The organism is Streptomyces aureocirculatus, assembly GCF_000720475.1.
GTDB classification, from domain to species: Bacteria; Actinomycetota; Actinomycetes; order Streptomycetales; family Streptomycetaceae; genus Streptomyces; species Streptomyces aureocirculatus.
The window spans coordinates 1-6027 of the sequence record NZ_JOAP01000108.1 but is presented as its reverse complement, the minus strand read 5'-3'; the positions used below and the strand labels follow the sequence as shown (position 1 = coordinate 6027).

General features: G+C 64.4%; 6 protein-coding genes and 1 pseudogene. 3 read left to right on the top strand and 4 right to left on the bottom strand.

Annotated features, from left to right (window positions below):
• Positions 1 to 444: 444 nt before the first annotated feature.
• Positions 445 to 939 carry an RICIN domain-containing protein gene (locus tag IG78_RS52990; RefSeq protein ID WP_078965965.1) on the top strand — a complete coding sequence of 165 codons (495 nt, stop codon included), beginning with the start codon at positions 445 to 447 and terminating at the stop codon, positions 937 to 939.
• Between the two features lie 119 nt (positions 940 to 1058).
• On the opposite strand, the gene IG78_RS0140640 is transcribed toward IG78_RS52990, so the two are convergent.
• The gene (locus tag IG78_RS0140640) at positions 1059 to 1676 is read right to left on the bottom strand and encodes a hypothetical protein (RefSeq protein ID WP_157856069.1); all 618 of its coding nucleotides are present in this window, start codon (positions 1674 to 1676) and stop codon (positions 1059 to 1061) included.
• A 736-nt stretch (positions 1677 to 2412) separates the two neighbouring features.
• Between IG78_RS0140640 and IG78_RS0140635 the strand changes: the two genes are divergently transcribed.
• Together IG78_RS0140635 and IG78_RS0140630 are read left to right on the top strand one after the other, a co-directional pair.
• A complete protein-coding gene (locus IG78_RS0140635; RefSeq protein ID WP_030574671.1) occupies positions 2413 to 3249 on the top strand; it encodes a hypothetical protein in 837 nt (278 codons plus the stop codon).
• Between the two features lie 34 nt (positions 3250 to 3283).
• Positions 3284 to 3553, top strand: a complete 270-nt coding sequence (locus tag IG78_RS0140630) for a hypothetical protein (RefSeq protein ID WP_030574666.1) — start codon at positions 3284 to 3286, stop codon at positions 3551 to 3553.
• 238 nt (positions 3554 to 3791) lie between these two features.
• On the opposite strand, the gene IG78_RS52070 is transcribed toward IG78_RS0140630, so the two are convergent.
• From IG78_RS52070 to IG78_RS48925, 3 genes and pseudogenes are all read right to left on the bottom strand, one after another.
• The gene (locus IG78_RS52070; protein ID WP_225882434.1) at positions 3792 to 3992 is read right to left on the bottom strand and encodes a hypothetical protein; all 201 of its coding nucleotides are present in this window, start codon (positions 3990 to 3992) and stop codon (positions 3792 to 3794) included.
• Between the two features lie 39 nt (positions 3993 to 4031).
• A complete protein-coding gene (locus IG78_RS43525; RefSeq protein ID WP_225882433.1) occupies positions 4032 to 4559 on the bottom strand; it encodes a methyltransferase domain-containing protein in 528 nt (175 codons plus the stop codon).
• 1382 nt (positions 4560 to 5941) lie between these two features.
• Positions 5942 to 6027, bottom strand: a pseudogene (locus IG78_RS48925) (IS5/IS1182 family transposase); the annotation flags it as partial.

Below are 6027 nucleotides of genomic sequence, written 5' to 3'. Positions count from 1 at the left end.
CTGGCCACTCGCTATGACAAGACCCGTGAGTCCTACCAAGCCGCCATCACCATCGCCTCAATCCTGCTCTGGATCTGACCTTTGAAGACGATCTCTAGGACTTGCCCGCCGACCATGTCGGGTTGTTCAGTTAAGGGCGAACGGTGGTGGCCTGACAACGACTGGAAGGCGCTCACCACATCCCCAGCGGCCCTTATCGATACCGGTGTCGCTGCGGCTCGGCACAAGGACGCGAAAACCTCCACCGCCTTGCTGCACCGCCGAAGAATCCCAACGAGGGCTGATCAGAGGACCAGAACTGCGGCGCGTAAACCTGCAATTACTAGACAGGTGATGCATCGTCCGCAACACCGGCAGTGGGAACGGCTGATTCCTCACTGCCCCCGCCTCCCTCTCCCGGCTTAGCGTGGCACGGGAAAACAGTCCATCGTGAAAGGATTCTGAATGGCCATGGGTAAGGTAGCTGCGGCCGCAGCATCATTTGGCGTCGCAGTCAGCGTACTGGCGGCACCTCAGGCTACGGCTAGGGCGGCGGACGGGAAATCTATACCCGATGTAATACAGCGGTGGCAAAATGAACGCAGTGGCCTGTGCCTAGTTGCGAGGGGCCCGGCGAACGAGGCACCTGCCGTAGTGAGTGACTGCGGAGATTGGCCTGATCAGAAATGGCGCTCGACTGACCGGGGCTTCGTCATCAACGTGAACAGTGGGAAGTGCCTGACGGCGAGGGCAGGACAGAATGCTCGCCAGACCGCGTGCGGGGGCCATAGAGACCAACAGTGGGAAGCTGTAGTTACTCGCGACGGTGTTCAGCTCCGGAATCAGCACACGGGGTTGTGTTTGCTCGCGCAGGGGACTGCGGAGAACTCGCCCGTTATTATGTTTGAATGTCACAGTCGGTACTCTGATCAACGCTGGAAGTCCACAATCGTGGGATGAGATCAGAAGGCGGGACCTAATACTCCAGATGTAGATCGGTGTCGGCTGGTAGCACCTCTGTTTTCAGCGGCGTGCGTGGCCTGTCCCAGATGCCGTGCGGCCGGTTTCGTTCCTGAGCTTCAGGACCGAGGGCGGGGGACCTCGAAGTAGGTTCCGTCTGAGAGAGGCGGTTGGATGTCCACTTGGAGAACCGTTCCGTACCGGGCGCGGATGGACGGCACGGCTTCAGGGCGCTGGGGGGTGATCTCGCACCGGGAGTACACGACGGATTGTGGCGGGCAGGCAGGCGTTCCCTTGCCCTCCACCTGGTACAGAGGGGGCGTGGTTCCGTGCGGCGCCGTGTCCCATGTGATCTTCACATCTTCGTTTGCCGACTGCAGGTAGGGAGCGGACATCAGTTGCCCGTCAAGCTCCACACCCCGCGTCCGCTGGTACATCAGCGCGTAGTCCATCGATCCCCCGGACGCACTCCCGGGGCCGTTGACATTGGGCTGCCACTTCACGATGTGCGCGGCGTCGATACGCCGCAGCACGTCGGCGACCTCACCCTCGACCCCGAACACGGCATGCCCGTTCATCGAGCAGGTCAGCGAGGGGCCCGTGGCGGGCTCGAAGATGTTGCCCTCGCGGGCTTTGTGGCATCTGTCCTCGAACATCGTATATCCGGGGTGTAGGCCCTCCACGCGGCTGAACGGTGCCAGCAGCCCCCGGATATGCGCCTCCTCCGAGTCACGCATGCGCTGTGCGTCGGGTGCCTGGGCCTTGGCGCGCAGCTCGCTGTCGGCGGGCGGGCGGGAGCATGCGGTGGCCACCGTCATCATCAACGCACATCCCACCATCAGCACGCCCGCACCCGGTCTCCGATGTGATCCCAATTCCTCTCCCCTCCCGGATGCTTAACGTTCATCGCCACATATTTCCCTGCCCCGTACACGAGCGCATGAGTACGCGTACTCAAAGTTCCGCGAGCAACACCGGCCGGTCCGTGGCGGCGGAAGCGGTGAAGGCTTCGGTGCCGTCGCCGCCATCCACGCGTGCTCCGTAACCCGTGACTCGCTGGCCTCGACTGGCGTTCGTCCACCGCTCGCCCAGCGTCTTCGTCCGGGAGTCGTCACGTCACACACGCCGCGGGGCTTGAACATTGGTCTGGCCGCTGTCCGGGGCCGGGCTTGGCCAAGCCAAGCCGACGAAGATCTCCTGCGAGAGGTTGAGCAAGGCGGGGCGAGGTGCGAGCGGCGATGAGCCCCCACTCCGCGGCTCCCACGAAAGACCGCGAACACCGCAGCGACACGGCGCCATGCCCGGGCAGTCCTGTCCGTCAGGCTTTCATCAATCTTTACTTCCTCGCTGCAGGCGCGCATTACAGTGGGCGAGTTGGGGCGCACGGCACACGCAACCCGGCTCCCCCACGATCGAGTCCTTCCTACAGTGAGGATGGTCATGGCAGCACACCAGCCGTTATCACGTCGCAAGGTGCTCAAGAGAACTGTCGGCACCGCGCTCGCCGCCGGAGCCACGTCGGTGCTCGGCGGGGCAGTCACCTCCGCCGCAGCCGCGGGCCCGCGCCGCGTCCAGGACGTACGGGCGTTCCACGGCACGTGGCTGGGCTCGTACGACGGCCGAAACGCCAGGCTGGAGATCGTGGCCCAGCAGCAGCCGCCCAGCACCAACTACACGCTCTTCCTCAAGTTCATCGAGCTGGAACGCAACGAAACCTACTCGGGGTACGTCCAGAACGTTCCCCTGGACGCACATGAGGTCCGGAACATCACGCTCACCGGGCCCAGCACGCTCATCTGGCCGACGCTCCTCCAGCACACCTGGAACACCGACTACCTGTCCGGCACGAGCAGTTGGAACGGAACGGGCTTCCCGATGTCCTTCTCCCGTTCCACCATCGCGCCGCCCTTCGTTGCGAGCCGACCGTTCCGGGGCTACGGGGACTGGTACTCGCCGCCCAACAACCACTCCGTGTACGAGGGCAACAACGACGGCCGGCGGGCGAAACTGGAAGTACTGAAGTACTTCGTCGCCGGCAAACCCCAAACACAGTTCACCTTGACGGACCTGGATCGCGACACCGCCTATGCGGCCACGTTCCTGGACGTGGACTTCGGTAGCTGGAGCATGGACCGCCAGCGCAATCCCCTCGCCGGGGTCACGATGAAGCCGTTCACCCCCGGCCTCGAGCCGAAGTACATCGAATCCCTGTACTGGCACTCCTGGAACCCCATGTACGTGAGCGGCGCGAACATCTGGCAGGGCGGCCGATACGGCATGTCCTTCGTCCGCCGGACACCACTGCCGTAGGGTCGGTCCACTCGAAACAGGGGGACCCGACGGCGTGTACGCGGCCTGCCGAGATGATGACGGCATCGAGTACACCGAGCGCGTGCCGGATACGGAGCCGCCGTTCCCGCCCAGCATGTTGGCGAACGTTCCGCTCAACGACGAAGAACGCGCCGCCGTCGACGACGGGCAGGCCGCACTCGACCAACTGCTGGAGCGGCTGGTCGACGTTCCTACGCCAGCCGGCGCGACACCTCGACAGACCGCTGTTCCGGCGACCGCGACGCTCCTGCCCATCGTCGCCGTCAACCAGGGCAAAGGCTGAACTACTTGACAAATCAGATTCCACAGAGCCCGGCGCTGGGTCGTCGAGCGCTCACTTTCGTGGATCATGAGGGCCCGCCGTCACTGCCGCGACCACGAAAGACTTCCCCAGGTCAGCGAAACCCTCATCACCTGGGCATCCATCACGCTCATGACCCGCCGCCTCACCCGCAAGCCGGCACGACGCTCACGTCGGCCGCTGGCCCCGACGCCGGTTGCGGGGCTGCCACCGCCGACGGTCACCGAGAACAGATCACGGTGACGAGAGCGAACGATGCATAGAAGGAACCCTCCGCAAGGTTGGCGAACCACTGCTGGCCGCGGTCTTGTTCCACATAACCGTCGTTGATGGCCTGCTGCATGTTGCGGCCGAGCCCCAGTGTGTGGTCCGCGTCGGCGAGGTCCCTGAAGACCGGCGTCGTCGCAAGCACCGTCTCCACCCGGAAGCCCGCCTTCTCAGCAAGCCGACCCAGGCTGCGTCAGATGGTGGCGTTCCGGACTACCTTCTCCGTGGTGTACCAAGTGAAGTCACGGCAAGTCTGACGATCCTCCGCGTCGACGACCAATGTGTCCCAGTCAGGCTCGACGAGACCGACGAGGGCGCCCGGTCGAGTGGCACGGTGCAGCTGAGTGAGAGCAGCGTCAGGCTCCGCAACGTGCATCAGAACCCGGTCGATCTTGGCTCGATCTACCGATGCCGGGCCGATGGGAAGCGCGTGTACGTCGCCCTCCCGGATCTCCACTCCGTGCAGGTCACTGGTCCGTTCACGTGCTTGGGCGAGCATCGCCGGATCGCGATCGACGCCGATCACGGAGCCGTCCTCACCGACCCGCTCAGCCAGTGCCGAAAGGTCAGTTCCCGGGCCGCAGCCAACATCCAACACTGTCTGACCAGGCGCAACGTCCAGCAGGTCGATGAGCTGCTGCTTGTAGGCGCGGCCAAACGCTCGGCTGGGAAACCCCAGCCGAGCGCCTCGCAAAGCTCCTGGAGACAGCCAGTTGATCACTGTGATGCGAAGACCGCCGGAATGCGCCTTGCGGCGGCGGGAGGTGCCACGCGGGTAGCGTCACCCCCAACAAGCTGACGCGCTATAGCCCGAGTAGTTGGCGGTGTAGACATAGAACCAACCGTCGCCGTTCGATGTCCCGCAAGCGGTATACCGGCCGCCCCGGAAGGGGCTACTTGTGCCACAGGCCCACGTCTGCCCCTTCAGGGCAGTGGTCACCACAGCGGCACTGGTACTGGTACTGGTGCGGACGACCACGTTCTCGAATGTTGTCGCCTTGCCGTCGTTACAGGCCGTGTCGGTCCTGGGCTGGGGCGAGCCATCCGCCGCATCCGCAACCCCCGGAAGGGCAAGGCCGACGACGGCGGCTACCGCCAGCGTGACAGTCAACCTGGATCGCATGATTTCTCCCATTGGTTCCCCTTTGATCAGCATTTATGCTGTGAGCACCGACAAGTAGCGCTCGATTCCCGCACCCCGTCAAGCGCCCTGTATGAGGTGACCTGTTTTCAACGTGAGCTCGCAGTTGAGGAACTGAAGACTCGTCGGCCGGGTTCAGCCGCCAGGAGCTGGACGCTGCTGCTGCCAAACTCAACAACGACGCACTCAAAACGCTCGGCTGGGTTTTACCAGCCGAGCGCCTGCATACACTGCTCGCCACCACACGTCAGTGATCATGTGTGGCGACGATCCCGGAATCCGCCCAGGTCGAGGGGGCTGTTCGCATCTCAGGCCCGTCGACGGTTCCCGGCGAGTTCAGCGCCCGGGCGACGCTACGATCGCCGAAACCGTCGGTACCGGGCATGCGAGGGTGCGCATCGTCTGACCGTAATCCCCCCCGCTCGGAGGTGCACGCTCCTGGGAGTCCGTAACAGGATCTTGTTCAAGCGAGCTGGACCACGGCGGACGGAATCGAGTAACGGGCGCCGGGCAGTGGGTCCGGGCGGCGTGCCGTGCGATCAGGAGCAGGCGGTCCCCGGCCCGTACCGGGCACCGTCCAGCTCCGCGCCGGCCGCATCCTATCGGGGCAGCAGCGGGGGGGGACCCGCAGCAGTTCGCCATCAGGACCGGGCGCAGCCGTCTGTCGGCTGCCTGATCCCAGAATCATCGGCTCGGCCACTGCCTCGTGCAAAAACGGCGGCTCCTGGAGAGGACTCCGGCCGAAGAGCGGGTGGGGCCACATGCCCGGGTCAGCGAAGGGAAGCCCGAGATGGGCGCTGCCGCCTTCGTGGGGCCAAGTGGGGTCGAGCGCCAGGCCCTCGCAAGTGACGGCCCAGCCATGCGGAGTATGCAGTGCCTGAGTCACATCGATCTGCGCCGCTCGCTCCGAAACCCCCTGCATAGGTCAGTGGTAAGCGACCAACTGCTCCTAAGACGCCATCTCATTTGGATAGTCTGCGGTAGCAGATGAGGGTGCAGGCGATGCTGGTGAAGGCGAGGAAGTGCTCGGCCTTGCGTTCGTAGCGGC

Bases quoted from the DNA above. Each gene is read 5' to 3' on its own strand.
- IG78_RS52990 (WP_078965965.1), top strand. From the start codon at position 445: ATGGCCATGGGTAAGGTAGCTGCGGCCGCAGCATCATTTGGCGTCGCA.
- IG78_RS0140640 (WP_157856069.1), bottom strand. From the start codon at position 1,676: ATGCGTGACTCGGAGGAGGCGCATATCCGGGGGCTGCTGGCACCGTTC.